Here is a 24350-nt window from a genome sequence, read left to right as displayed (position 1 = left end):
AGGGTCGCCGCATGGGCTCCATCCACCTCATCCGGCACGGCCAGGCGTCATGGGGTGCGGCCGACTACGACCAGCTCTCGCCGCTCGGCGACGAGCAGTCCGCAGCACTCGGCATCTCGTGGGAGGCGTCGGGCTGGTCGCCGACCGCCGCCGTCGCCGGTGGCATGAAGCGCCACGCGCAGACGGCCATCTCGACGATCGACGCGAGCGGCCAGGGCGACGGCTACGACGTCGACGCCGGCTGGGACGAGTACGACCACCTGGCGTTGGCCCGCGCGCACGACCCGTCCTCGCTGGTGGGCGACGCCAAGGCGTTCCAGGCCTCGCTCAACGTCGCGCTCACGGCGTGGATCGCCGGCGAGCCCGGTGCGGGCGAGACCTATGCCGAGTTCCGCGACCGCGTGCTGACGTCGTTCGTCGACGTCGTCGCCCAGGCCACGTCCGGGCAGCGCATCGCCGTGTTCACGTCGGGCGGGCCGATCGCCCTGGTCGTCTCGCACCTGCTGGCCGGCGACGACTCGCTCTTCCAGCGGCTCAACGACGTCGTCATCAACGCGAGCGTCACGACGATCATCTCCGGCCAGACCGGCCCCCGGCTCCTGGCGTTCAACGAGCACGCCCACCTGCCGCGCGACATGGTGACCTTCCGCTGATCTCAGATACCGGTAGTATCTGAACCATGTCGATCCCCCCGCAGTCCCGCGTCCTCATCACCGGCGCCGCCTCCGGCCTGGGCCTCGCCCTGGTCCACCAGCTCGTCGACCGCGGCTGCCGCGTGCTCGGCACCGATGTCCACACCGAGCTCCCCGAGACCCTGCGTGGTCTCGCGGGCGTCTCCTACCTGACGCTCGACGTCACGAAGGACGTCGACTGGTCGAAGGCCCACGACTGGGTGGTTGAGGAGTGGGACGGTCTCGACTACCTGTTCAACAACGCCGGCGTCGCGGCCGGCGGCCGCATCGAGCTGTCCGAGATGGACCAGTGGCAGTGGATCGTCGACATCAACCTGCTCGGCGTCGCTCGTGGCTGCCGCACGTTCACGCCGATGCTCAAGCAGCAGGGCAGCGGCCACATCGTCAACACCGCGTCGGCTGCCGGCCTGATCCACCCGCCCCGCATGAGCGAGTACAACGCGGTCAAGGCCGGCGTCGTCGCGCTCAGCGAGACGCTGTTCCACGAGCTCAAGCCCTACGGCGTCAAGGTCTCGGTGGTCTGCCCGACGTTCTTCAAGACCAACCTCACCGAGTCCCTGCGGGGCAAGGACGAGGCATCGCAGAAGATGGCGGCCAAGCTCATCGACAAGGCCAAGGTCTCGGCCGACGACATCGCCGCTGAGGTCCTCACCGGCGTCGAGAAGGGGCGTCACATCATCCTCACCGACCGCGACGGCAAGGTCGCGTACGCCGCGAAGCGCTTCGTCCGGCCGCTCTACTACCGGATGATGGCGCAGGCCTCGGCCAAGATGGCGAAGGGCGACTGACGTGCGCACGAACGTCCTGATCACCGGAGCCAGCTCGGGTCTCGGCGCCGGCATGGCCCGCATTCTGGCAGCCAAGGGCCATCACCTCGCGCTCACGGCGCGGCGCGTCGACCGGCTCGAGGCCCTCCGTGACGAGCTGCTCGCGGCACATCCCGACATCGAGGTCGTCGTGCACGCCCTCGACGTCAACGACCACGACCAGGTCTTCGCCGTCTTCAAGCAGGCGATCACCGACCTCGGCGGGATCGACCGCGTCATCGTCAACGCGGGGCTCGGCAAGGGCGGACGCATCGGCACGGGCAAGTTCCAGGCCAACAGGCAGACCGCCGAGACCAACTTCATCGCGGCCCTCGCCCAGTGCGAGGCGGCGATGGAGCACTTCTACGAGCGCAGGTCCGGTCACCTCGTCGTGATCTCGTCGATGTCGGCGATGCGCGGGATGCCGTCGGCCATGACGACGTACGCGGCCACGAAGGCCGGCATCGCGATGATCGCCGAGGGCATCCGGTCCGACCTCATCGGTCGCAAGGGGCTCGACATCAAGGTGACGACCCTCTTCCCGGGCTACATCGCGTCCGAGATGAACGAGGGCATCGCGCAGGAGGCGCGCCTGATGGTCGACACCGAGACGGGCTGCCGAGCACTAGTCAAGAAGATCGAGGCCGAGGTCGTCGACGCGGCCGTGCCGTCGTGGCCGTGGGCGCCGCTCGGACAGGTCATGAAGCACGCGCCGCTGGGCGTCGTCCGTCGTATGGTGTGACTTCTGGCGTGTGAAGTTCGCCGCCGCGGGTATGTTCGTCCGCAACAGCCTGACTCATCCACACAGGAGAGCCCGATGACCACGACACCGCCCGAGCCCGACCAGCCCTTCGGGGTGGGACAGCCCGCCTATCCGGGCGAGCAGCCGCAGGCCCCCTACGGTGCGGGCTCCTACCCGACGCACCCCGGTGCGCAACCGCCCCAGGGTGGCGCCGCGCCGGAGCAGCCGTCGTCGATCTCCACGGCCGTCAAGCTGATGCTCGTCGGAGCGGCGCTCAGCGTCCTCTCGCTGGTCTACAGCCTCGCCACGATGGGCGATCTCAAGGACCAGATCCGTGACGAGCTCGCCAAGAACGATCCCGACGTCAGCCAGTCGACGGTCGACGCCGCCTACTCAGTCGGCATCGGCTTCGCCGTCGTGTTCGGTCTGCTCGGGGCGTTCCTCTGGGTCTGGATGGCGTGGAAGAACGGTCAGGGCCGCAGCTGGGCCCGGGTCGTCGCCACGGTCTTCGGCGGGCTCAACCTGGTCGGCGCGTTGTTCACGTTCTCGGCGGGCAACTCCGAGCCGCTGTCGCTGGTGGCCACCGGTGTGAGCCTCGTGCTCGCCGTCGTGGTCCTGGTGCTGCTGTGGCGTCCGGAGTCGACGCGCTACTACGAGGACGTCACCCGCAGCCGTCAGCTGCGCTGATTCACTGCGGCAGGTCGACCCGGAGGAAGCGCGGGCGATAGAGGAACGGGTCGTCGTCGATCTTCTGGATGTCGGTGTTGTTCTGGCTGTACGAGACGACGACCGTCCCCTTCTTCGGCAGCAGGTCCGGGTGGGCCAGCGGCATGTAGCGCAGCGTGCCGGTCTTCTGCTCCGACGGGATCCTCGCGAGCGCCGGGCCGGCGACGAAGGGTCCCGTCGGCGTCGGCGACGACCAGATGACCAGGTCGGTGCCCAGGAACTCGTCGCGCTTGCTGACGGCGTACCACCGGCCTTCCTGCTCGAACACGCTCAGCGTCTGCGAGACGCCGCCCTCGGCCGGGATCAGGGTCGAGGCCTCCTTCGCCGATCGCTGCCAGCTGCTGCCGTCCCAGTAGCGCCACCTCGAGGTATCGAGGATGTCGTCGGGGCGGACGCGGGCGACCTTCAACGAGAACCCGAAGACCAGGTCGGTGCCGGGGGACGCCGTGCCGTAGAGGTAGACCCAGCCGTCGTGGACCGTCGAGGCCGCGCCCCACGTGGTCCTGGCGGTGTCCGTCGAGTCCTGGCCGAAGTCCTTGACCTGCAGCAGCTGGGGCGTCCTGCCACGCTCGACGACGAACAGCGCCAACGAGGGGCCCAGGTTCTCGAAGGCCTCGGCGCCGTCGGGCTGGGCTGCGCCGCGGACGCGCTGGGCTGCGACGCCCACGAGGTCGTACCCCGTGCGCTCGACCTTGGCGATCGACATCGGCCAGTAGCCCACGCCGTCCTCGCGGTCGGGGATGAGTGCGCCGTGGTCAGCCGGCAGGACGACGTCCGCGCAGCGATCGGTGAAGACCAGCATCGAGTTGCGGACGAACCTCTGCCCCTCGAAGTCGTCGGCGCGCAGCGTGTCGCCGAAGACCCAGAGGCGGCGTCCGTCCTGGAGGGTCACGTCGGCGCCGACGTCAGCCCCTTGGAACTCCGCACCCCCACGCAGCGTCTCCACCAAGGTGTTGAGCTCGCCGACCGTCGAGATCCGCTCGATCGGCAGGCACCTGGTCTCGGACGCGATCGAGACCCCGGGGGCCGCCGGATCGGCCGGTCCGGGTGCGACCGCGATCGCGACGAACATGGCCGCGGCGGCGGGCACGGACACGAGTGCGACGCGCAGACGCCACGGAAGTCGCCGGATGCCCATGAGCCCACGGTCCCACAAGCACCTATCGTCAGTGCCTATGGGACGACGGGCGGCATCGGCGCTGGTGCTGCTCGGTCTGCTCCAGGTCGTGGTGCTGGTGACCCTCGCCCTCGCCGGGCCCGACGACGTCACCCACCGGGCGCCGGTGCGTGTCGTCGCCCCTGCTGTGGTCGCGGCGAGCCTGGTCGATCAGGCCAACGAGATGGACGGACGTCCGGTCGTCGCGTCCGGCCTGTCGTCCGCGGCCGACGCGCGGGCCAGCGTCAGGAGCGGACGCAGCGTCGCGGCGGTCGTGGTGGACCTCAGCCGGGAGCAGGACGTCCTCTACGTCGCGTCGGCCAACGGGGACGCGCTGAATCGCGCCCTGGTGCGCCAGGTGCAGCAGGTCGAGGCGTCGTTCGGACGCTCGTCGCAGGTCCGCGACCTCGTCCCGGCCCGCCAAGGGGACTCCGGACATCGCCTCGTCTACGGGCTGACCGGCCTCGCCGTGGCCGCCGGCCTGATGACTGCCGTCGTGATCACGTGGCTCCGCGGGCCCCGGACCGCGACCCTGGCCGGAGGGGTCCGACGTCTGGGCGTGATCGCCGGCGTCGCGGTCGTGGTGGGCGGCGTGCTGGGTGGTCTGGCGGCCGCGGTCTACGACACCGGTCTGGGGACGTGGTGGCTCGTCGTGACGCTCACGATCCTGGCGTCCAGCACGACGACGTTCGCGCTGGAGGCTCTGTTCGGTGTGGTCGGCATCGGCATCGCGACGACGTTGCTCGTCCTTGCTGCTGCGCCCCTCGTCACCCTCACCCATCCGCTCCTGCTGCCCGAGCCGTGGGTAGCGATCACGCCATGGCTTCCGCACGGCGCTGCGCTCGCGGCGGGCACCAGCCAGGCCTACTTCGGGGGTGACCAGGTGCTGCGGCCGGTGCTTGTGCTCGTCACCTGGTCGGCGGTGTCGCTCCTGACGACGGTGGACGCCCGCCGGCAACGTCGCCGAGACCTGCTCGCCACCGGCTGACCACCGGCGCACTCGAGGCGGTGAGCACGGTCGACCAGTCCGCCGGCGCGACCAGCTCGGCGTGCACGTCGTGGGCGATCCGGTACGGACGGTGCGAGATCACCGTGCCGAGCACCTTGCGCAGGCGTGACATCTCGGCCCGGACGGTCACGGTCCTGGCCGGGTCGCCGAACAGGTCGTCGGCGACCTCCGACGCGGACCGGCCGTCCCGGTGCAGGAGCAGCGTCAGGAGGATCTCGCCGTGGCGGGGCGTGAGGTCATGGGTCCACGAGCCGCTCGGTCCGTGGAGGGTCGCTCGGGGGATGCGCGACGACAGGTCGACCCTGATCGCGGTGATCGAGCCGACCGCGGCATCGTCCTCGACCCGCAGCAGCCAGCCGCCGGGCAGGGGCTCGGCGGCGACGAGCCCGAAGCCGGCCACCCACGCGTCACCGCCGTCGAAACCCCCGGGCAGGGCGACACGGTCGGGTGGGACGAAGCCGGTCGCCGCAGCGGTGACACCGTCGGTCGTGACGACGAGGGCCCGCCCGTCGAGCCGGGCGAGCAGCGGCGCGGCGATGGACCGCAGGGTCTGCAGACGGTCTTGCACCGCTGAGCGGATCTCCAGCTCGGCGAGGCGTGCTGCGAGCGTCACCATCGACAGGGTCCCGGCGTGGACCGTGTGGGCGGGGCCGCTGAGGTCGACCACGCCGAGCACTCGGCCGGTCGAGGGATCCCGCAACGGGGCGGCGGCGCACGTCCACGGAGTGTGCGACTCCGCATAGTGCTCGGCGGCGTGGATGTGCACGGGTGCCTCGGTGACGAGCGCCGTGCCGATGGCGTTGGTGCCGACGTTGCCCTCGGTCCATGCCGAGCCGCCGACGAAGCCGAGCCGGTCGGCATGGCGCAGGACGCCGACCTGGCCCTCCCGCCACAGCACCCGGCCGTCGACGTCCGCGACGACCATCAGCTGGCCCGTGGCCTCGCAGGCGGGAAGCAGGTGCTGTCTCAGCAGGGGCATGAGGGGCTGGAGCCCGCTGACCTCGCGACGGCGGAACAGCTCGTCCTGCGCCAGCGGGGTGATCTCGGGGGCGCCGCCGGGGCTCATGCCCTGCACGCGCATGCGGCGCCACGACGCCCGGATGACCGAGCGGATCGGACCGGCGACGCGCTGGCCGGACAGCGCGGCGTCGCGGGGCGCGTGCGTCGGGTCGCTGCGGGTCATGGCTGCAGCGTGCGCGCGCCGCGGTTGCAGGGCCGTTGCAACCTCCTGCAACCCTTTCGGACTCTGCCGCCGGCGCGGTGTGCTGTGGGTCACACTTCGAGAAGGGACTCGTCATGACTCAGACCATCGAGCGCGGGACGGCTGCACTGACACCGCAGGAGCGGGTCGACCGCTGGCTCGCAGGCTTCGAGGCAGCACTCGCCGCGCGCGACGTCGCGGCAGCGGCGGGGATGTTCGCGACCGACAGCTACTGGCGTGACCTGGTCTCGTTCACGTGGAACCTCTCCACCGTGGAGGGGCGTGCCGGTGTCAGCGACATGCTGCAGGCGCGGCTCGACGACACCGACCCGTCTGGATTCGCGACGACCGAGGAACCCACCGAGGCGGACGGCGTCACCGAGGCGTGGATCGAGTTCGAGACCTCCACCGGACGGGGCAAGGGGCACCTGCGGCTCAAGGGCGACGAGGCCTGGACCCTGCTCACGAGCCTCCGCGAGCTCAAGGGCCACGAGGAGGGGCAGGGCGACCGGCGACCCCAGGGAGTCAGCCACCGGCTCTCGAAGGGCCGGAGGTCGTGGAAGGAGGAGCAGGCAGCGCAGGAGGCCGAGCTGGGCTACGGCACCCAGCCGTACGTCGTCGTGATCGGCGGTGGTCAGGGCGGCATCGCGCTCGGGGCGCGGCTGCGTCAGCTCGGCGTGCCGGCGCTCGTGGTCGACCGCCACGACCGTCCCGGTGACCAGTGGCGCTCGCGCTACAAGAGCCTGTGCCTGCACGACCCGGTCTGGTACGACCACCTGCCGTACCTCCCGTTTCCGAAGAACTGGCCGGTCTTCGCGCCGAAGGACAAGATCGGCGACTGGCTGGAGATGTACACCAAGGTCATGGAGGTGCCCTACTGGTCGCGGTCGACGGTGCGTGGAGCGACCTTCGACGAGGCCGCGGGGGTCTGGAGCGTGACGGTCGACCGCGACGGCGAGGCCGTCGAGCTGCGACCGACGCAGCTCGTGTTCGCGACGGGGATGTCCGGCAAGCCCAACATCCCCGACTTCCCGGGCATGGACGTCTTCCGGGGCGAGCAGCAGCACTCGAGCCAGCACCCGGGTCCCGAGGCGTACGCCGGCAAGAAGGTCGTCGTGATCGGCTCGAACAACTCCGCGTTCGACATCTGCGGGGCACTGTGGGAGAACGATGCCGACGTCACGATGGTGCAGCGGTCGTCGACGCACATCGTGAAGTCGGCGTCGCTGATGGACATCGGACTGGGCGACCTCTACTCCGAGCGCGCCGTCGAGGCGGGGGTCACGACGGACAAGGCCGACATGATCTTCGCGTCCCTGCCCTACCGGATCATGCACGAGTTCCAGATCCCCGCCTACCAGCAGATGGCCGAGCGCGATAAGGACTTCTACGCGCGCCTCGACGCGGCGGGCTTCGACCACGACTGGGGCGACGACGGATCAGGACTGTTCATGAAGTACCTGCGCCGTGGCTCGGGCTACTACATCGACGTCGGTGCCGCCGAGCTCGTCGCCGACGGCGAGGTCACGCTCGCCCACGGGCAGGTCGACCACCTGACCGAGACGTCGGTCGTCCTCGAGGACGGGACGGAGCTCGAGGCTGACCTGGTCGTCTACGCGACCGGCTACGGGTCGATGAACGGCTGGATCGCCGACATCATCGACCAGCAGACCGCCGACCGGGTCGGCAAGTGCTGGGGGCTGGGGTCCGACACCACCAAGGACCCCGGGCCGTGGGAGGGCGAGCAGCGCAACATGTGGAAGCCGACACAGGTCGATCAGCTGTGGATGCACGGCGGCAACCTGCACCAGTCGCGCCACTACTCGCTCTACCTCGCGCTGCAGCTGAAGGCGCGCTACGAGGGCATCCCCACCCCGGTCTACGGGTTGCAGGAGGTGCACCACCTGGCGTGAGGGTGGGCCCGGAGGTGGGTCGGCGCTGCGTCAGCGTCGCGTCAGCAGGAACGGGACGCCCGGCAACCGGCGCAGCCCGGGGCGTGACACGAACGTGAGGGCGACGTACCGGTCGTCGGTCCACGGCCTGACCTCGTCACGCACCCACCTCCACGGTCTCGGGGCGCCGGCGTCGTACGTGATGGCGAGGCACGGCCGCCCGTCGGCGTACGACGCCGCGACCTCGACGTTCATGGGGAGGGTCGTGGTGAGCCCCCCTCCGGCCCGCGGGCGGACGAGGTTGAGCCCGTGCACCGTGCCGGCGTCGAGGGTGAACCGCTTGCCGTACCACCGGGGCAGCCCGAGCAGCCCGAGACCCGGCGGCGACACGTGGGTGAGCGGCCTGACGAAGGACGCCTCGAACGTCCCCACGAGGTCCGCAGGCCGGGCGGCGGGCAGCCCCGTCCAGACGTGGCGCAGCTCGCGGGTCGAGGTCATGCGTGTCGCTGCCGCAGGTGCATGCCGGTGAGCGTACGCGGTGCCGGCCGTCAGGTCAGCAGGTGCCGCGCGAGCTCGCCGACCTGGTCGGCCTCGATCAGGAAGCCGTCGTGGCCGTACGGCGACGCGACCACGTCGAGCCCGTCGGCGCCGGGGATGAGGTCGGCGAGCTGCTGTTGCTGGTGCAGCGGGTAGAGCCGGTCGGAGTCGATGCCCGCGACGACGGTCCGCGCCGTGATGCGGCCGAGTGCAGCCTCGAGGCCCCCGCGATCGCGGCCGACGTCGTGGCTGTCCATCGCCGACGTCAGCACGACGTACGAGTTGGCGTCGAAGCGTTGCACGAGCTTGGCCCCGTGGTGCTGCAGGTAGGAGTCGACCGCCCAGCGACCGTCTGCCTGCACGGTGCGGCCGAACCGTTCGGCCAGCTCGCCCTCGCTGCGGTAGGCGATGTGCGCGATGCGCCGCGCGAGGTCGAGCCCTGACAGGGGTCCCTGCGGGCCGTCGTAGTAGTCGCCGTCGAACCACGCGGGATCGGTCTCGATCGCGGCGACCTGGGTGCGTGACAGGGCGATCTGCTCGGCGGACGCCGCGGCCGACGTCGCCAGCAGGAAGAGTCGGTCGACCCGCGCGGGGTGCTCGATCGCCCACTCCAGGGCCCGCATGCCGCCGGCCGATCCGCCGATGACGCCGTGCCAGCGGGGGACGCCGAGGTGGTCGGCGAGCGCTGCCTCGGCCCGCACCTGGTCGCGCACCGTCAGGGCCGGGAACGAGCCGCCCCAGGGCAGCCCGTCGGCGTCGAGCGAGGCCGGCCCGGTCGACCCCTGGCAGCCCCCGAGGATGTTGGCGGCCACGACGAAGAGCCGGTCGGTGTCGATCGCGAGCCCGGGACCCACCAGCGCGTCCCACCACCCGGGCGTCGGGTGTCCGGGCCCGGCGGGCCCGTGCACGTGGCTGTCGCCGGTGAGCGCGTGCAGGATCAGGACGGCGTTCGACCCGTCGTACGCCCCCCACGTCTCGTAGGCGAGCCGGACGCCGGGCAGCGTCCGTCCCGAGTCGAGCTCGATGTCGCCGAGGTCGGCGAACTTCCGGGCACCGGTCGGATCCCCCTCCCGCCACGCGCCGGTGACGAGAGAGGGATCGATGCCCGGGGCCAGGCTCACTTCGCTGCGCGGAAGCCGGCGTCGAGGTCGGCGAGGATGTCGTCGATGCCCTCGAGGCCGACCGCGAGGCGGACGAGTCCGGGGGTCACGCCGGTGGCAGCGTGCTCCTCGGGCGTGCCCTGCGAGTGCGTCGTGCTGGCGGGGTGGATCGCCAGGCTGCGCACGTCACCGATGTTGGCGACGTGGCTGAACAGCTCGAGAGCGTCGATGAACGCCTTGCCGGCCTCGAGGCCGCCGGGCAGCTCGAACGTCAGCACCGCTCCGGCCCCCTGGGGGACGTACCGGTCGGCGAGCGCCTTGTAGGGGCTGCTCTCGAGGCTCGCCCACGTCACCTTGGCGACGTCCTCGCGGGCCTCGAGCCACTCGGCGACCCGGCGGGTGTTCTCGATGTGACGCTCCATGCGCAGGCTCAGGGTCTCGAGGCCCTGGGCCAGCAGGAAGGCGTTGAACGGCGCGATCGCGGCGCCGATGTTGCGGAGGTACTGGACGCGCAGCTTGGCGATGTAGGCAGCCGGTCCGAGGGCCTCGGCGAACACCAGTCCGTGATAGCTCGGGTCGGCGGTCGTGAAGCCGGGGAACTTGTCGCCGTGCGCGCCGTAGTCGAACGTGCCGCCGTCGATGACGACGCCCGCGATCGCGGTGCCGTGACCGCCGATGTACTTCGTCGCGGAGTGGACGACGGTGTCGACGCCGTGCTTGAGCGGGTTGAGCAGGAAGGGGGTCGCGACCGTGTTGTCGACGATGAACGGGACGCCGACCTCCTTGGCGACGGCCGAGATGGCCTCGAGGTCGAGGATGTCGCCCTTGGGGTTGCCGATCGTCTCGCCGAAGAACACCTTGGTGTTGTCCTGGACGGCGGCGCGCCAGGCGTCGGGGTTGTTGTTGTCCTCGACGAAGGTCACCGTGATGCCGAGCTTGGGGAACGTGTGGCGCAGCAGGCTGTCGGTGCCGCCGTAGAGGCTCGCCGACGCGACGATGTGGTCGCCGGCCTCGGCAACGTTGGTCAGTGCGCCGGTGGTTGCGGCCTGGCCGGAGGCGAACAGCAGCGCCCCGACGCCACCCTCGAGAGCGGCGAGGCGCTCCTCGACGACGGTCTGCGTCGGGTTGATGATGCGCGTGTAGATGTTGCCCGGCTCGGCGAGGCTGAACAGGTCGGCGGCGTGCTGGGTGTCGCGGAACTGGAAGGACGTCGTCTGGTAGATCGGCAGCGCGCGGGCGCCGGTCGTGGGGTCGGGAACCTGTCCGGCGTGGATCTGCTTGGTCTCGAAGGACCAGGTGTCGCTCATGGGGTCTCCTGGGGGTCGAAGGTCTGACCTCGACCATGCCACCGTCTCGCCGTATGGCAAGGGCGTCTCAGCAATTGGAATCAGGCGCGAATGAACCGTCAGCGCATGGAGAACGGCTGGGCGGTGCTCTCGAGGACCGAGAGCCACAGGTCGCCGTCGGGCGAGACGCTGTGGGCGCCGGCCGTGACGAACGGGATCGGGACGTTGACGAACCGGTGACGGCGGCGTCCGACGACCATGTCGGTGCGACCGGCCATGGCCGCGTGCACCGCGGTCTGGGCCAGACGGGCGCAGTAGACCGAGTCGGAGGCATCGGCCGGGACGGAGCGGATCGCGTAGCCGGGGTTGAAGTAGCGCATCGTGAGCGGCTGGGCGCGGTTGGCGAAGTCCTTGCTGATCTGCTCGCGCAGGAAGCCCGCGATGTCGCCGAGGATCGCGTTGCCGCTGGCGTCCGTGCGGTCGCTGGCCGGGATGAGGTCCTGCCCCGCGCCCTCGGCGAGGACGATGACCGCACTGCCCTTGTCGGCGACCCGGTCGGCGAGCAGCGCCAGCAGTCCGTTGTCGCCGTCGAGGGAGAAGTCGACCTCGGGGATGAGCACGAAGTCGGCGTCGTGGTTGGCGAGCGCGGCGTAGCAGGCGATGAACCCCGCGTGCCGGCCCATGACCTTCACGATGCCGACGCCGCCCACGGCTGCCTCGACCTCGACCCGGGCGGCCTTGATCGACTCGGCGGCCTTGGAGAACGCGGTCGAGAAGCCGAAGCTCTGCCCGATGTGGGGGATGTCGTTGTCGATCGTCTTGGGCACGCCGACGATGCCGATCGTGAGGCCGCGACGGGCGATCTCGACACCGATGTTGTGGGCTCCGCGCATCGACCCGTCGCCGCCGATGACCATGAGGATGTCGATGTCGAGCTCGACGAGGCGGTCGACGATCGCCACCGGGTCCTGCGCGCCGCGCGACGAGCCCAGGATCGTGCCGCCGCGCTCGTTGATGCGCGCGACGTACTCCGGCGTCAGCGCGAGGAGGTCGTGGCCGTTGGCCTCGACGATGCCGGCGTAGCCGTGCTGGAAGCCGACGACGTCGCGCACGCCGTAGTGCGTGTGCAGCTCGAGCACGATCGCTCGGATGACGTCGTTGAGCCCCGGGCAGAGGCCGCCGCAGGTGACCACGCCGACCTTGGTCGTGGCGGGGTCGAAGAAGATCTTGCGACGGGGGCCACCGGCCTCGAACGTGGGCAGCTCCTCGAGCGGGACGCCGCGCGCGGTGATGAGCTCGATCGTGTCGTCGTAGAGGATGCGGTCGGTCTCGCCGACGTAGTACTCGTTGGTCTCGCGTCCGTCGACGTACAGCGCCAAGGGGCTGTCGATGCTGCTCGCGCCGAGGGAGCGGACCTGGAGATCGTCGAGGGTGACCACGTCACCATCGTATCCGAGGAAAGCCTCGGGTTTTCAGGGCTGGAAGACCAGACAGGTCGACGTCGCCGTGGCGAGCAGCCGGCCCTCGGCGTCCTTGATGTCGGCCTCGACGAAGGCGGCGCGCGACCCCGGCTTGGTGACCCGTCCGGTGGCGACGACGCGGCCGGTGTCGGACGTGATGCCGCGCAGGAAGCTGACGTTGAGGTCGAGCGAGGTGTAGGCCGTCCCGGCGGGCAGCGTCGTCTGCACCGCGCACCCGCACACCGAGTCGAGCAGCGTCGCGAAGAAGCCACCGTGGACCGATCCGATGGGGTTGTAGTGCGACTCGTCGGGGGTCGCCGTCATCACGGCGACACCGGGGTCGGCCGAGACCATCTCGAGGTTGATGTGGCTCGCGATGGGCGGCGGGGGGATCGAGCCGTCCTGCATCGCCCGGAGGTAGTCGAGACCGCTCATCGTCAGCGCCTGCATGGCCTGCGGTCGCGGATCGACCCACGAGATGGACTTGGTCTGCTGGGTCAGCTCGGTCATGGTGCGCCTCTTCTCCTGCGGTCCTCGGCAGCGTAGCATCTGAGTCTGTAATCCAAACTCAGAGGTGACGCACATGACATGGTCCGACTACGACTCGCGCAGCTGCTCGATCGCGCGGACCGCTGAGATCCTCGGCGACCGCTGGGCCGTGCTGGTCGTGCGCGACTTGTTCAACGGGGTCCGCCGCTTCGACGCGCTGCAGGACCATCTCGGCGTCGCCCGCGACGTGCTGGCCAAGCGGCTGGCCATGCTCGTCGACGAGGGGCTGGTCGCCAAGCGGCCGATCGCGCTCGCGGGGCAGCGGGCGCGGCACGAGTACGTCCTGACCGACGCGGGCCGCGAGCTGCGCACCGTCCTGGTCGCGATCATGGACTGGGGCGACCGCCACCGCTCGGGAGCCGACGGCCCGCCGATGCAGATCAGGCACCGCGACTGCGGCGAGACGGTCCACGCGCACCTGGTGTGCGACGCGGGCCACCAGATCGGCACCGATGCCCGCACCGAGCTCGTCCCCCTGGCCGGCGCCCGCCTCCGTCAGGCGTAGGCGTAGTCGTCGAGCGGGAACGACCCGGCCTCGCGGAAGGCGTTGATCGTCGAGGTCGGGCGCAGCAGCGTCGCCTCGCCGTGCTGGTTGAAGTAGTAGCTGCGTGACGTCGCGCAGCTGCCGTGGACGAAGACCGAGTCCTCGAGGTTCCCGGTCATCCGGTCGAGGAACGCGGTGTTGGCCCGCTCGGTGACCTCGAAGGTGGCCGCTCCTCGCCGCTGCATCTCGCCGATCAGCCGCTCCATGTGCTTCATCTGCGACTCGATCGTCGTGAAGTAGGAGAGGCCGGAGTAGGAGTACGGGCTGTTGAGCGAGATGAAGTTGGGGAACCCGGGGACGGCCACGCCCTCGTACGCCTGGAACCGGCCCTCGCGCCAGAACCTGCCGAGGTCCTTGCCGCCGCGGCCGACGACCTCGAACGCCGGGAAGTTGGCGTCCCACAGGTTGAACCCGGTGGCCAGCACGAGCGTGTCGATCTGCGTCCTGGCGCCGTCGGTGGTGACGATGCCATCGGGCTCGATGCGGGCGATCGGCGTCGTCTCCAGGCGCACGTTCGGGCGGTTGAATGTCGGGAAGTACGTGTTGGAGAACGTCGGCCGCTTGCAGCCGAACGAGTAGTCGGGTGTCAGCTTGCGGCGGGTCTCGGGGTCGTGGACCTGACGGCGCAGGTGGCGCAGCGCCAGCTTCTCGACCCCGCGGTTGAGCACCTTGGCCTGGCGGTAGCGCAGCACGCCGCTGACCATGATCGCCTCGAGGATGCCTGATCCGACGGTCCGCACGACCCGCTGCGTCAGCGGCACGCGGGCATAGAGCCGCTGGAGCCGCTCGGGCACGGCGCCGTCCTGCTTGGGGGTGACCCAGATGGCCGTGCGCTGGTAGACGGTCAGCTCGGCGAGTTGGGGCGCGATCTCCGGGATGAGCTGCACGGCGGTCGCGCCCGTGCCGATCACGGCGGCGCGCCGTCCGTCGAGGTCGATGTCGTCGTCCCACCGGGTCGTGTGGATGACGGTGCCGGCGAACGACTCGATGCCCTCGATGTCGGGCATCCGGGGCTGCGACAAGAAGCCCGTCGCGGTCAGCAGCATCCGGGCCCGCAGGCGCTCGCCGCCGGCGATCCTGACGGTCCAGTGCTGACCGTCCTCGTCCCACTCCGCGCCGTCGACGACGGTGTCGAACCGCATGTGGCGGCGCACGTCGTACGTGTCGGCCACGTGGGCGGCGTACTGCTTGAGCTCGGCACCCGGAGCGTAGAGGCGCGACCAGTACGGGTTCGGCGCGAAGGAGTAGGAGTAGGTCGACGACGGGATGTCGACCGCGAGCCCCGGGTAGCGGTTGACGTGCCAGGTGCCGCCGAGGTCGCTCTCGCGCTCGAGGATCACCAGGTCGTGGAGCCCCAGGCGGTGCAGCTGGATCGCGGCTCCGATGCCGCCGAAGCCGGCACCGATGATCGCGGCGTCGTGGACCGTCATGACATCCCCATTCAGATAATCAGAATATCTGAACAGTAGAGCAGGTCGGCCCGTGGCTGACAACCCCTGTTGAGCGGTGGCGTGCGGCGCGATGCGGCAAGATGACAGCATGACGCTCGACATCACGGTCCGCGGCTCGGCGGAGCAGCACCACCCGGCCGAACGCGCCATCGTCTCCATGGCCGCGGCCATCGAGGGCACCGACAAGCAGACGGTGTTCGCCGATGCGGTCGCGATCCAGGAGCCGCTCGGCGGCCAGCTGGCCGAGCTCGTCGAGCTGCACGCGGTGCAGACCTGGTCGAGCGACCAGGTGCGCGTGTTCAGCCACCGTCCGTGGGTCGCCGACGGCAAGCGCGGCGAGATGGTCCACGTGGCGCGCGTGCAGGTGCGCGCCGAGTTCACCGACTTCGAGCGTCTCAGCGGCTTCCTCGACTACTGGTCGGGCATCGACGGGGTCGAGATCGGCGGCGTCGCGTGGGACGTCACGACCAAGAACCGGCGGTCGTACGAGGCCGACGTCCGCAAGTCCGCGGTCGACGACGCGGTCTCGAAGGCCCAGTCGTACGCCAACGCGGTGCGCCGCGGCAAGGTCGTCGCGGTGCAGCTGGCCGACCCGGGCATGCTCTCGACGCCCGGCGCCGCCTCGGCGAGCTCGCCCGTGCTCTACAAGTCGGCCGATCTCGGCGTCGCCGGAGGTGCTCCCGAGCTCGACCTCACGCCCGAGGAGATCGTCATCCGCGTCGAGGTCGACGCACGCTTCCGCGCCGACTAAAGGGCCTCTGACCTGCGCAAATGCGGCGAGCTCGGTTGATCCGGGGGCATACCGAGGGTACGCTCGCGGTATGTGGTTCTCTGCGCTGATCAACCGACTGACCGGTGTCGCCGGCTCCGTGAAGGCGCCGCGCTCCCGGGTCGGGCTGCCCCTGCCGGGGCGCGGCCCGATGAAGGTCGTCTACGACCAGGCCATCGTGCACGAGACCTACAGCTTCAAGTCGCGGGTGCTGCAGCGCACCGCCCGGATCGTGTTCAAGCCCCTGCTGCGCTACACGCCGATCAGCGAGCGGTCGATCGCGTCGATCCAGAGGCTCGACGGCCTGTCGGCCCGCCGTCGCCGCTCGCCGCACGTCGAGTTCGAGGCGGGGGAGCTCGGTGGGGTGCGGGTCGAGTCGATGACCCACCGCTATGGGCCCGACAGCGACATGACGCTGCTCTACCTGCACGGCGGTGGCTTCTTCTCAGGCAGCATCGTCACGCACCGTCGCATCTGCGAGCGGCTCGCGCTCAAGACCGGGGCCACGGTCGTCTCCGTCGACTACGTCCAGCTGCCGGTGGGGTCGGTCGCCGACTCCGTCCAGGACGCCATCACGGCGTACGCAGCGCTGCTCGACGAGATCGAGCACCCCGACAAGGTCGTCGTCGCCGGCGACTCGGCCGGCGGCTACCTCACGATGAAGGTCGCCGAGCTCGCCAGGCGTCGCGGGCTGCAGGCGCCGGCAGCCCTGCTCGGCTTCTCGCCGCTGCTCAGCGTCGACCCCGATCGCGAGGACAAGGCGGTGGTCCGCATCACCCGGTCGCGTGACGCCTACCTGCCGGTCCAGCGCATCGCCAAGATCAGGGAGCGGTGGCTGCCCGAGGGGGCGCTGATCGAGGGCTACGCCTCGCCGCTGCACGCCTCGGCCTACATCACCTCGCCGACGTTCTTCGTGGCCGTCGAGGACGAGATGCTCCGACCCGAGGTCGAGGCCATGGCGCTGCTGCTGGCCGACCGCGGCGTCGAGGTCGAGACCCACCTGTGGCGCAAGCAGGTGCACGCCTTCCCGGTCCTCGCCGACGTCCTGCCCGAGAGCGAGATGGCGCTGCAGCTCGCCGCCGACTTCGCCCGCCGTGCGGTCGGCGAGCTCGACCGCGAGCCGACGGTCGACCCCGACTCGCACGAGGAGACGATGGTCGGCGAGATCTCGCCCGGCTCAGCTGCCTAGGGGCTCGAGGCACTGGCCACATCGCGGTCGATGGTAGACAGTGGGCGAAGTCGTCCGGTGGTGACAACCTTTCGGGGAAGAGTGGCATCTCTGGTGGTGAAAGACATCCATCCCCCTGAAGGAGCACCATCATGCGCAAGCTCGCAGTCCTCTGCACCGCGGTCGCCGTGGCGATCGTCCCCGCCGCCTTCCTGTCCCAGGCCCAGGCGGCCGGCTCCTACGAGGTGAGCCTCTCGGTCTCGAAGACGGAGATCAGACAGGGCGACACGGTCGTGTTCTCCGGCACGGTCGAACCGTCCGCGAAGGGCTCGATCGTCAAGATCCAGTTCTTCGACCGTGACCAGGGGGGCGACCGCTGGCGCACCGTCGCGACCACCACCGTGAAGTCGGGCGGCGCCTACGCCAAGACCGTCACGCCGCGCGACGGCAGCACGAGCTATCGCGTCTACAAGCCGTCCGTCTCGGGCCTCGCCGGTGCGGCGAGCTCGAGCGTCGTCCTGCGGGCATACGCCTGGTACAAGATGGCCAACGAGCCGGAGCTGTTCGTCAACTACGGGGCGAGCCTCAAGGGTCAGTACGGTCCGCAGACCGTCGCGGGCATCCCGGTCACGCGCTACTGGTCGACCGGCGCGACCGCCAACGGCAGGACGCAGTGGGCCACGCTCGAGACGTGCAAGCGTCTGCGCGTCAACGTGGGGCTCGACGACCGGTCCGACGCCGGCGCCGACGCGCAGTTCAGGGTCCTGGCCGACCAGGACCGGATCGTCAGCCTGCGGGTCAAGAAGGGGACGATGACCGCTGTCGACGTGGCCGTCCCCCGCGCGGTGACCCGGACGCTGACTTTCAGCGCCGAGGCCCGCAACGACCTGGTGCCGACCTATGTCAACGCCTCGAAGCCGCAGGCCTACTGCGCGTTCCCCGAGGACGACTGACTCCCCGCTGCACGCACGAGGGCCCGGTCGGCATGCCGACCGGGCCCTCGTGCGTCGTGCCTACTTGAACGAGACGCGCAGGCTGACGAGCGAGCGGTCACCCTTCTTCGAGCTCACCGAGAAGCCCACGGCCGAGAGCGCCTTGGCCTCCTCGATGCCGCTGCGGATCTCCTCGGGCGGGTCGGCCTCGAGCAGCTTGTCGAGGATCGCCCCCACGTTGACGTAGAGCCCGCCGTAGGTGGAGTCGCCGTCGGGGATGACCTCCTGGAACGACTTCTCGTCACCGAGGTTGCCGTCGGGATCGGTGATCGCGTCGGCCGCGCCCTGGTTGGTCGCCAGCACCGCGCCGTCGTCGGTCGGCGCCGCGATCAGCGGGATGCCGGCGTCGCTGGCCAGCGACGAGATGCGTTGGACGAGGTCGAGCGCCTTGGTCTTGTCGGACGTCAACGACAGGGCGACGTCTAGCGCGGTGAACCCATCGGGTCCCGACATCGTCGGGAGGGTCTCGAGGTTCTTGGCGCCGATCGCCAGCGTGAGGCTGTCGCCGAACAGCGTCTCGAGGTCCTCGGGCAGCTTGAAGCCGGTCTCCTGCTCGATCTGGTCGATGAAGTCCTGCGCGTCGTACGCCTCGCCGGAGTCGAGGGACCCCGAGAAGTCGTCGCCCGAGCTGAGTCCGTCGAGGTCGTCGCCATCGCCCGGCCCCGGCTCGGCGTCGAGCGCCTGCGGCGGGCTGGCGAAGCCCGAGGCGAACCCGGCGTCGAAGCCCTCGACCAGCGCGTCGAAGCCCTCGCTGACCTGGTCGCCGAGCCCTGCCACGGAGAGAGCGGCGACGGTGTCGGCGGGCAGCTTGGCCAGGCTGATCGGCTGGTCGTCGCCCAGCTGCTCGAGGCCGCCGAGCACGGCGAGCTCCAGCGCGTTGCCGTCGACCCGCAGGGTCGTCGCCACGGAGCCGGCCTCCTTGAGCTGGTCGGCCTCGGGTCCGAGGAAGTCGGAGGCCTGCGGTGAGTCGGCGATCGCCTCGACGTTGATCCACGCCGAGGCAATGCCCTCGCCGCCGAGCTCCTCGAAGTCGGTCGTGAACGTCTCGGAGTCGCCGAGCGAGGCCTTCGCGGTCGCCTTGACGGCGGCGTCGACGTCGGCCTGCTTCGGCGCCAGGATCGCGTAGCCGTCGAGATAGGCGATGCCGTACTCGTCGTCGCCGCAGCCGAACAGCTTCTTGATGCCCTCGCGCGACTTGCCCTCGTCGGTGGTCTGGACGGCGATGACGACCTTCTCGCCCTCGAGCTCGCCGCCGATGCCGACGCGGTCGCCCAGCCACGGCTTGACGTCGTCCTCGTAGGTGACGCCGTCGCAGCTCTCGAGCGCTGCGTCGAAGATCAGCTCGCGGATGTCCTGGCCCTCGTTCTTGATGCCGATCTCGTCGGCGAGGTCGGGGAACTTGCGGATCAGCTTGAACAGCTCGATCTTCTGGCTCGCCGACGGGTCGAGGTCGACCCGCGCGTAGAACTGGGTCGACGCCGGCATGACGTCGTGGGGCTGCGCGCCGCCGCCGTCGAGCTTGTCGTAGACGGCGTAGGCGCCGTAGCCGCCGCCGAGGACGACCGCCGCCGCGATGCCGCCGATGATCGCCTTCTTGCCGGCACCGCTGCCCGTCGAGGTCTCGGTTGCCGCGGGCGCCACGACGGTCGCGGCCGGGTCGACGGACTCAGGCGGTGGCGGGGGAGGCCCCGACGGGCCCGAGGGCGGCGGAGGAGGCGGGGGAGGAGGTGTCTGCTCGGTCATGGGAGTCCTTCTCAGCGAAATCTTGGCTTGCGAGAGCCTAGCGGAGGATTGTTGCTGAGATCGCCACGATCTCGTGTCAGAGAGAGACTGTCGCGAGATCCTTCGAGACACGGTGCCAATAAACAATCAGGCTTGACTGTTTGTCGGCATGCCTCCATGCTGGGCGGGTGACCACCCAGACCACGCCGGCGCGCGTCCCGCAGGGGGAGCGCACGCGCGCCATGCGGCTGCGGCTGATGGAGGCGACCGTCGACTCCTTGGTCGAGCTGGGGTGGGCCGGCACGACGACGACCGTCGTCAGCCGGCGGGCGGGGGTGAGCCGCGGCGCACAGCTGCACCACTTCCCCAGCAAGCAGGACCTCGTGGTCGCGGCGGTCGAGCACCTGACCGACCGCCGCCGTGACGAGATGCGGCGCAGCGCCGACCAGCTGCCGGCCGACGGCCGCACGCGCGGGGTGCTCGAGATCCTCGCCGCCCAGTTCGTCTCGCCGGTGTTCTTCGCCGCCCTCGAGCTGTGGGTCGCGGCCCGTACCGACGCCGAGCTGCGCGAGCTGGTCGGACCGCTCGAGCGGCGCATCGGCCGCGAGACCCACACCTATGCCGTCGAGCTGCTCGGCATCGACGAGGCCCGGGGCGACAACCGCCAGCTCGTCCAGGCCACGCTCGACCTCGTCCGCGGCCTCGGGCTGGCCGCATCGCTGAGCGACGACACCGTGCGCCGTGCCACGGTGCTCGACTCCTGGGCCACCGTCCTCGACCACGAGCTGGAGATGTCATGAGCACCCTCGACCACGTCCTGTCCGACCTGACGGCCGAGAGCCTGCAGCTCGACCAGTGGGTCGCGGGCCTGCCGGTGGACGGGTGGAGCACGGTCACCACGCCGGAAGGCTGGACCGTCACCCATCAGGTCGCACACCTGCACTGGACCGACGCAGCCTCGCTGGCAGCGATCACCGACCCCGACGAGTTCGGTCGCCTGATGCTGTCGGGTGCGGAGGATCCCGCGGGCTTCATCGACGCCGCGACCGACGAGATGGCGCTGATCCCGCCTGCGGACCTGCTGCTGATGTGGCGCGAGGGGCGTGTCGACCTCGATGCCGCCCTGCGATCGGTGCCGGACGGCGACAAGGTGCCGTGGTTCGGCCCGGCGATGAGCCCGGCCTCGATGGCGACGGCCCGGATCATGGAGACCTGGGCGCACGGCCACGACGTCGCGGAGGCGCTCGGGCTGACCATCCCGCAGACGTCTCGCGCCCGCCACGTCTGCCACATCGGGGTCAGGGCCCGTGGCTACGCCTACATGGCGCGCGGCGAGCAGGACCCGGGCGTCGACGTCCGGGTCGAGCTGACAGGCCCTGACGGTGATCTCTGGACGTGGGGTCCCGACGACGCCGCCGAGCGGGTCACGGGCTCCGGCTACGACTTCGCGCTGCTCGCGACGCGCCGCCGCCACCTCGACGACGTCGACGTGCGGGCCGACGGTGAGCACGCCGCGCACTGGCTGACGATCATCCAGGCCTTCGCCGGGCTGCCCGGTGCCGACCCCGTGCGGATGGCGGACCGATGAGCGTCATCCGGGTCGGCAACTGCTCCGGCTACTACGGCGACCGCATCGGCGCGATGAGGGAGATGCTCACCGGGGGCGACCTGGACTACCTGACGGGCGACTACCTCGCCGAGCTCACGATGCTGATCCTCGGCCGCGACCGGATGAAGGACGACTCCCTGGGCTATGCCAAGACGTTCGTCCGGCAGATGACCGAGTCGATGGGGCTGGCCAAGGAGTGTGGCGTCAAGATCGTCGCCAACGCCGGTGGACTCAACCCCGCGGCGCTCGCGGCGAAGCTGCGTGAGATCGCGGCCGACCAGGGCCTCGAGATCGCGATCGCGCACGTCGAGGGCGACGACCTCGTGGCGCGGGCGGACGAGCTGGGCTTCGGCGAGGTCATGACCGCCAACGCCTATCTCGGCGCGTTCGGCATCGCCGCTGCGCTGCAGGGCGGTGCCGACGTCGTGGTGACCGGCCGGGTCACGGACGCCTCGGTCGTGGTCGGCCCGGCGATCGCGCACTTCGGCTGGGGGCGTGACGACCTCGACCGGCTGGCCGGCGCCGTCGTCGCGGGGCACGTCATCGAGTGCGGCACGCAGGCGACGGCCGGCAACTTCGCGGGGTTCACCCATGTCGACATGTCGACTCCGCTGGGCTTTCCCATCGCCGAGATCGCGGACGACGGCACCTGCGTCATCACCCAGCACGCGGGCACCGGCGGCACGACCACGGTCGACACCGTGACCGCCCAGCTGGTCTACGAGGTGGGGTCTCCGCTCTACCTCGGCCCCGACGTGGCGACCCGGCTCGACACCATGACGCTGAGCCAGGTCGGCCCCGACCGGGTCGCGATCGACGGAGTCGTCGGTGAGGCACCGCCGGCGACGACGAAGGTCTGCCTCAACGCGTTCGGTGGCTTCCGCAACAGCGTGGAGTTCCTCCTGACGGGGCTCGACGTCCCCGAGAAGGCCGCGCTGATCCAGGCGCAGATGGAGGCGGCCCTGGCCGAGGGAACCCGGCCGGAGACCGTCGAGTGGCACCTCGACCGCACCGACACCCCTGATCCGGCGACCCAGGCGCAGGCGACGTCCCTGCTGCGGCTGCACGTCAAGAGCGCTCGGCCCGATCCGGTCGGTCGTGCGTTCAGCGACGCGGCGATCCAGCTGGCGCTGGCGTCCTACCCGGGCTTCAGCGTCTCGCGGCCGCCTGCCGCCGGCACGCCCTACGGCATCTACCGACCGGCGTACGTCCCGCAGACCGAGGTGCCGCACGTCGTCGTCCACGCCGACGGCCGCCGCGAGGACATCGCCCCGCCGAGCGCGACTGGCGCAAACCACCCCGCGACTGGCGCAGAAACCGACGACTCGCCGTCTCAAAACCTTCCATCTGCGCCACTCGCGGAGGGGTCTGCGCCACTCGGGGAGTGGGTGGGCGAGACCGTCCGCTCGCCGCTGGGACGGCTGGCGTACGCGCGGTCCGGCGACAAGGGCGGCGACGCCAACGTCGGGGTCTGGATCCCGGCGGACCACCCGGCCCGCGACGACGCCTACGCGTGGCTCGTCGGGTTCCTCGACGACGCGACGGTCCGCGAGCTGCTGCCCGAGGCGGCGCTGCTCGACATCGAGATCCACCCCCTGCCCAACCTCGCCGCGGTCAACATCGTGATCCACGGGCTGCTCGGCGAGGGTGTCGCGTCGTCCACCCGACTCGACCCGCAGGCCAAGGGCCTCGGCGAGTGGCTGCGCGCTCGTGACTGCGCCATCCCGTCCACCCTGCTCCCCCACCACGTCGCGGAGGCCGCCCTGTGAGCACACCCAGCACCTGGAACACCCCCGAGCGTCTCGCCCTGCGCGAGATGGTCACGTCGTTCACCGAGAAGGAGATCGCGCCGCACCTGCCGACCTGGGAGGACGCCGGCCTGCTGCCGCGCGACCTGCACCAGAAGGCTGCTGCGGTCGGCCTGCTCGGCATCGGCTTCCCCGAGGAGGTCGGTGGATCGGGCGGCGACATCATCGACGCGACGATCATGACCGAGGCGGTCCTCGCCGGGGGCGGGTCGAGCGGCGTCCTCGCGAGCCTCTGCACCCACGGCATCGCGATCCCGCACATCATCGACGCGGCCCGTCGTCCGGGCGCAGGCCTCCAGGCGCTCGAGCTCGTCGACCGCTACGTCCGCCCGACGCTGGCCGGCGAGAAGATCGGCTCGCTCGGCATCACCGAGCCCGGCGGCGGGTCGGACGTCGCAGGCCTCACCACCCGCGCGGTGCTCGACGGCGACCACTACGTCGTCAACGGCGCCAAGACCTTCATCACCTCCGGCGTGCGATCGGACTTCGTCACGACCGCGGTGCGGACCGGCGGTCCCGGCTTCGGCGGCATCAGCCTGCTCGTCATCGACAAGGACTCTCCCGGGTTCACGGTGTCGAAGCCGCTGAAGAAGATGGGCTGGCACTGCTCCGACACCGCCGAGCTGACCTTCGACGACGTCCGCGTGCCCGCCGGCAACATCGTCGGCGAGGTCGACGGTGGCTTCGCGATGATCGTCAACCAGTTCGTCAACGAGCGGGTCAGCCTCGCCGCCCAGGCCTATGCCACGGCGCAGCGCTCCCTCGACCTCGCGGTCACGTACGCCCGCGAGCGCGACACGTTCGGCAAGCCGCTCATCACCCGGCAGGTCATCCGGCACAAGCTCGTCGAGATGCACCAGCGGACGTCCGCGGCGCGGGCCGTGACGCGGGAGGCTGCCGAGAAGGCAGCCGCCGGTGAGAGCCCGCTGCTGGAGGCCGTCGTCGCCAAGAACGTCTCGGTCGCCGCGTGCGAGTGGGTCGTGTCGGAGGCCGTCCAGATCTTCGGCGGCATGGGCTACATGCGCGAGTCGGAGGTCGAGCGCCACTACCGTGACGCCCGCATCCTCGGCATCGGCGGCGGGGCCACCGAGGTCATGACCGATCTCGCCGCGAAGCTGCTGGGCTACTGAC

23 protein-coding genes are annotated in these 24350 nt (G+C 70.5%); 14 read left to right on the top strand and 9 right to left on the bottom strand.

Annotation, left to right across the window (positions count from 1 at the left end):
* The first annotated feature begins 11 nt into the window (after window positions 1-11).
* The 4 genes from HQK15_RS03605 to HQK15_RS03590 all read left to right on the top strand — a co-directional run bounded on the left by HQK15_RS03605 (window position 12) and on the right by HQK15_RS03590 (window position 2927).
* Window positions 12-653 carry a histidine phosphatase family protein gene (locus HQK15_RS03605; protein WP_173490040.1) on the top strand — a complete coding sequence of 214 codons (642 nt, stop codon included), beginning with the start codon at window positions 12-14 and terminating at the stop codon, window positions 651-653.
* Between the two features lie 26 nt (window positions 654-679).
* Complete coding sequence (locus HQK15_RS03600) at window positions 680-1480, top strand: SDR family NAD(P)-dependent oxidoreductase (RefSeq protein ID WP_173490039.1); 801 nt, start codon at window positions 680-682, stop codon at window positions 1478-1480.
* A 1-nt stretch (window position 1481) separates the two neighbouring features.
* The gene (locus HQK15_RS03595; protein ID WP_173490038.1) at window positions 1482-2240 is read left to right on the top strand and encodes an SDR family oxidoreductase; all 759 of its coding nucleotides are present in this window, start codon (window positions 1482-1484) and stop codon (window positions 2238-2240) included.
* A 75-nt stretch (window positions 2241-2315) separates the two neighbouring features.
* On the top strand, window positions 2316-2927 hold the full coding sequence (locus HQK15_RS03590) for a hypothetical protein (protein WP_173490037.1): 612 nt from the start codon (window positions 2316-2318) through the stop codon (window positions 2925-2927).
* Between the two features lies 1 nt (window position 2928).
* Here the strand turns inward: HQK15_RS03590 and HQK15_RS03585 are convergent, their stop codons facing one another.
* Window positions 2929-4104, bottom strand: coding sequence for a DUF5005 domain-containing protein (locus HQK15_RS03585; RefSeq protein ID WP_173490036.1), 1176 nt, complete (start codon window positions 4102-4104; stop codon window positions 2929-2931).
* A 37-nt stretch (window positions 4105-4141) separates the two neighbouring features.
* Here HQK15_RS03585 and HQK15_RS03580 point away from each other — a divergent pair, with 37 nt between their 5' ends.
* Window positions 4142-5110: an ABC-2 transporter permease gene (locus HQK15_RS03580; RefSeq protein ID WP_173490035.1), complete on the top strand. Its 969-nt coding sequence runs from the start codon at window positions 4142-4144 to the stop codon at window positions 5108-5110.
* Here HQK15_RS03580 and HQK15_RS03575 read toward each other — a convergent pair.
* Window positions 5031-6314 carry a helix-turn-helix domain-containing protein gene (locus tag HQK15_RS03575; RefSeq protein WP_173490034.1) on the bottom strand — a complete coding sequence of 428 codons (1284 nt, stop codon included), beginning with the start codon at window positions 6312-6314 and terminating at the stop codon, window positions 5031-5033. The genes HQK15_RS03580 and HQK15_RS03575 overlap by 80 nt on opposite strands.
* A gap of 113 nt (window positions 6315-6427) precedes the next feature.
* Between HQK15_RS03575 and HQK15_RS03570 the strand changes: the two genes are divergently transcribed.
* Window positions 6428-8245, top strand: coding sequence for a flavin-containing monooxygenase (locus HQK15_RS03570; RefSeq protein ID WP_173490033.1), 1818 nt, complete (start codon window positions 6428-6430; stop codon window positions 8243-8245).
* Between the two features lie 30 nt (window positions 8246-8275).
* Here the strand turns inward: HQK15_RS03570 and HQK15_RS03565 are convergent, their stop codons facing one another.
* The 5 genes from HQK15_RS03565 to HQK15_RS03545 form a co-directional block, all read right to left on the bottom strand.
* Entirely contained in the window at window positions 8276-8722 is a 447-nt protein-coding gene (locus tag HQK15_RS03565; RefSeq protein WP_173490032.1) for a hypothetical protein, read from the bottom strand.
* 50 nt (window positions 8723-8772) lie between these two features.
* Window positions 8773-9882 (bottom strand): homoserine O-acetyltransferase MetX, encoded by a 1110-nt coding sequence (gene metX, locus HQK15_RS03560; RefSeq protein WP_173490031.1) that lies wholly within the window; start codon window positions 9880-9882, stop codon window positions 8773-8775.
* Window positions 9879-11168, bottom strand: coding sequence for a bifunctional o-acetylhomoserine/o-acetylserine sulfhydrylase (locus tag HQK15_RS03555; protein ID WP_173490030.1), 1290 nt, complete (start codon window positions 11166-11168; stop codon window positions 9879-9881). Before HQK15_RS03555 ends, metX begins: the two co-directional genes overlap by 4 nt.
* Window positions 11169-11266: 98 nt before the next feature.
* On the bottom strand, window positions 11267-12586 hold the full coding sequence (locus HQK15_RS03550; RefSeq protein ID WP_173490029.1) for an ATP-dependent 6-phosphofructokinase: 1320 nt from the start codon (window positions 12584-12586) through the stop codon (window positions 11267-11269).
* 33 nt (window positions 12587-12619) lie between these two features.
* Window positions 12620-13117 (bottom strand): PaaI family thioesterase, encoded by a 498-nt coding sequence (locus HQK15_RS03545; RefSeq protein ID WP_173490028.1) that lies wholly within the window; start codon window positions 13115-13117, stop codon window positions 12620-12622.
* Window positions 13118-13190: 73 nt separating this feature from the next.
* Between HQK15_RS03545 and HQK15_RS03540 the strand changes: the two genes are divergently transcribed.
* Window positions 13191-13661 (top strand): winged helix-turn-helix transcriptional regulator, encoded by a 471-nt coding sequence (locus HQK15_RS03540; protein ID WP_173490027.1) that lies wholly within the window; start codon window positions 13191-13193, stop codon window positions 13659-13661.
* Here the strand turns inward: HQK15_RS03540 and HQK15_RS03535 are convergent.
* Entirely contained in the window at window positions 13652-15130 is a 1479-nt protein-coding gene (locus tag HQK15_RS03535; RefSeq protein WP_173490026.1) for a flavin-containing monooxygenase, read from the bottom strand. The two genes, HQK15_RS03540 and HQK15_RS03535, sit on opposite strands and share 10 nt — an antisense overlap.
* A 109-nt stretch (window positions 15131-15239) precedes the next feature.
* Between HQK15_RS03535 and HQK15_RS03530 the strand changes: the two genes are divergently transcribed.
* The 3 genes from HQK15_RS03530 (at window position 15240) to HQK15_RS03520 (ending at window position 18041) form a co-directional block, all read left to right on the top strand.
* On the top strand, window positions 15240-15902 hold the full coding sequence (locus HQK15_RS03530) for an SIMPL domain-containing protein (protein ID WP_217361332.1): 663 nt from the start codon (window positions 15240-15242) through the stop codon (window positions 15900-15902).
* A gap of 70 nt (window positions 15903-15972) precedes the next feature.
* On the top strand, window positions 15973-17109 hold the full coding sequence (locus tag HQK15_RS03525) for an alpha/beta hydrolase (protein ID WP_173490024.1): 1137 nt from the start codon (window positions 15973-15975) through the stop codon (window positions 17107-17109).
* Between the two features lie 131 nt (window positions 17110-17240).
* Complete coding sequence (locus HQK15_RS03520) at window positions 17241-18041, top strand: NPCBM/NEW2 domain-containing protein (RefSeq protein ID WP_173490023.1); 801 nt, start codon at window positions 17241-17243, stop codon at window positions 18039-18041.
* Between the two features lie 60 nt (window positions 18042-18101).
* Here HQK15_RS03520 and HQK15_RS03515 read toward each other — a convergent pair whose 3' ends face one another.
* Window positions 18102-19823 carry a hypothetical protein gene (locus tag HQK15_RS03515; RefSeq protein WP_173490022.1) on the bottom strand — a complete coding sequence of 574 codons (1722 nt, stop codon included), beginning with the start codon at window positions 19821-19823 and terminating at the stop codon, window positions 18102-18104.
* 167 nt (window positions 19824-19990) lie between these two features.
* Here HQK15_RS03515 and HQK15_RS03510 point away from each other — a divergent pair, with 167 nt between their 5' ends.
* Genes HQK15_RS03510 through HQK15_RS03495 form a run of 4 tightly spaced genes read left to right on the top strand, consistent with a single transcriptional unit; the run spans window position 19991 to window position 24349 of the window.
* Window positions 19991-20602, top strand: a complete 612-nt coding sequence (locus HQK15_RS03510; protein ID WP_367649049.1) for a TetR/AcrR family transcriptional regulator — start codon at window positions 19991-19993, stop codon at window positions 20600-20602.
* Window positions 20599-21390, top strand: coding sequence for a TIGR03084 family metal-binding protein (locus HQK15_RS03505; RefSeq protein ID WP_173490021.1), 792 nt, complete (start codon window positions 20599-20601; stop codon window positions 21388-21390). The genes HQK15_RS03510 and HQK15_RS03505 overlap by 4 nt, the downstream gene beginning before the upstream one ends.
* On the top strand, window positions 21387-23180 hold the full coding sequence (locus HQK15_RS03500; protein WP_173490020.1) for an acyclic terpene utilization AtuA family protein: 1794 nt from the start codon (window positions 21387-21389) through the stop codon (window positions 23178-23180). Before HQK15_RS03505 ends, HQK15_RS03500 begins: the two co-directional genes overlap by 4 nt.
* A complete protein-coding gene (locus HQK15_RS03495; RefSeq protein WP_367649048.1) occupies window positions 23177-24349 on the top strand; it encodes an acyl-CoA dehydrogenase family protein in 1173 nt (390 codons plus the stop codon). The genes HQK15_RS03500 and HQK15_RS03495 overlap by 4 nt, the downstream gene beginning before the upstream one ends.
* The last annotated feature ends 1 nt before the right edge of the window (window position 24350 follow it).

Origin of the sequence: Aeromicrobium stalagmiti (assembly GCF_013283745.1) — a bacterium.
In the GTDB taxonomy this organism is placed as follows: Bacteria; Actinomycetota; Actinomycetes; order Propionibacteriales; family Nocardioidaceae; genus Aeromicrobium; species Aeromicrobium stalagmiti.
Note: the sequence above shows the minus strand (reverse complement) of the source record. Positions and strands in the feature narration are given on the sequence as shown.